General features: G+C 62.2%; 2 protein-coding genes. Both read right to left on the bottom strand.

Features of this window, described 5'->3' with window-relative positions:
• Positions 1-257: 257 nt before the first annotated feature.
• Positions 258-1,250: a virulence RhuM family protein/type II toxin-antitoxin system death-on-curing family toxin gene (locus GPA21_RS20095; RefSeq protein WP_168989832.1), complete on the bottom strand. Its 993-nt coding sequence runs from the start codon at positions 1,248-1,250 to the stop codon at positions 258-260.
• 57 nt (positions 1,251-1,307) lie between these two features.
• On the bottom strand, positions 1,308-1,770 hold a 463-nt coding region (locus tag GPA21_RS20090), incomplete at its 5' end, for an OB-fold nucleic acid binding domain-containing protein (RefSeq protein WP_339379833.1).

The raw sequence follows: 1,770 nt of genomic DNA, 5'->3' as shown, positions 1-1,770 counted from the left end.
CCGCGGCAACTCCTATCGCCTCAAGGAGAAGCTCAAATCCGGACTCGTCCGCTCATTTGACGAGCAAACCCAACCGGGTGGGGAAATTTGAATTACCACACTGGGGAAAATTCGCTTGCCCTTGACACAGGAGTTGCTCGGTCACGCGGACGTGTCAACGACGATGATCTACACACACGTGTTGAACCGGGGCGGGTTTGGGGTGACGAGTCCGCTGGACAGGCTTTGATCAACTGATGCTTGTCTGTGGTCTGACGCTACCGAGCTCCGGCCAGCATGTTCATGATCAGGCGGATCATGGTCTCCTTGTTTGCTGGGTTGGACTCGGCGACGAGCAGGGTCAGGGCGGCGAGGCCGACATCGTTGATGACCGGATCGCCTGCGGTGGTCATCAGCCGGCCATTGCGGTGGAGGAAGTCGACGAACAGATAGGCTGCGCTGCGCTTGTTGCCGTCTGAGAACGGGTGGTTTTTGACGACGAAATAGAGCAGATGCGCGGCTTTGGATTCAACGGTGGGATAGGCGGGTTCGCCGAATACGCTCTGATCGAGGTTGCCGAGCAGTGAGTCCAGCCCCTCGCCACGGTCGCGGGCGAAGAGGTCGGTGGCTTCGCCGCGGGCCATGAGGTCGGCCTTCAGCGCGTCGAGGGCGGTTCGCGCTTCGAACAGCGATGGTAGGCGTCCGCCGGGTTGCGCTTGTGGTTCGGTCAGCAGGCCTTCGTCGTAGCGCTGCAGCAGCAGAAAGGTTTGGGCGTAACGGGTGACGATGTCGACCAGGCCGCGCCCGCAGGTGGTATCCAGTGCAGGGCTCTGCGCGGCCTTGCGGACGAGTGCCATCGCCGCTTCCAGTTCGCGGGCATTGGTTTCGAAGCGCTGGCGGTTGAGGGTCCAGCCCTGGGTCAGGTGTTGGCGCAGGGTGCGGGTAGCCCACTGGCGGAAGCGGGTTGCTCGGCTTGAGCTGACGCGGTAGCCGACGGAGATGATTGCGTCCAGGTTGTAGTAGTCCACCTGATAGGTTTTACCGTCAGCCGCAGTAGTTGCATTTTTTGCAACTACTGCTTCCCGGTCGAGTTCCGCATCCCGAAAAGTGTTCTTCAGGTGACGTGAGATCACCGATTTGTCGCGACCAAACAGGTCTGCAAGCTGTTGGAGATTCAGCCAGACGGTTTCCTGATCAGTGTCCAGCCGCACTTCGACGGTGGTATCGGCGCTCTCGTAGATGACGACGGGGCTTTGGTTGTCGGTGTGCATATGACTTTGTCCTGTTTTTTTGGGGAGTGTAGTGGATTTCGAATCTCTCGACAGCCGCTAATGAAAATCCCGGCTCCTCGCATCGAGTGCGCCGAGCAGTTCGGAGAGGTCGACGACCCGGCCGGCCTGGAGGTGGACAACTTTGCCCTGGCGGCTGATCTGGCCGTAGACGCCGAGCAGGCGGGCGCTGACGACTTCGCGGCGTTGGCGTTCCAGGAGCTCGGGGCGGACGATGATGTTGGTGAGGCCGGTTTCGTCTTCGAGGGTGACGAACATCGTGCCTTTGGCGGTGCCGGGGCGTTGGCGGCAGGTGACGATGCCGGCGGCGCGGACGAGTTGGCGGTCGGCGCTGTTGGCCACTTCCCGGGCGGTGACGAAGCGCATGGCGGCGAGGTGCTCGCGCAGCAGAGTGAGCGGGTGGCGGCCGAGGGTGAAGCCGAGGCGGGCGTAGTCGTCGCAGATGTCGCGGGCTTCGCTGGGAGCGGCGAGCTGGGCGGTGGCCTCATGCACAGGGGCGTGT

It is taken from the genome of Azoarcus taiwanensis (assembly GCF_012910885.1).
GTDB lineage: Bacteria > Pseudomonadota > Gammaproteobacteria > Burkholderiales > Rhodocyclaceae > Azoarcus_F > Azoarcus_F taiwanensis.
This window is presented reverse-complemented; position numbering and strand designations above follow the sequence as displayed.

Coding starts and splice junctions, on each gene's coding strand:
- GPA21_RS20095 (WP_168989832.1), bottom strand. CDS start 1,250: ATGCACACCGACAACCAAAGCCCCGTCGTCATCTACGAGAGCGCCGAT.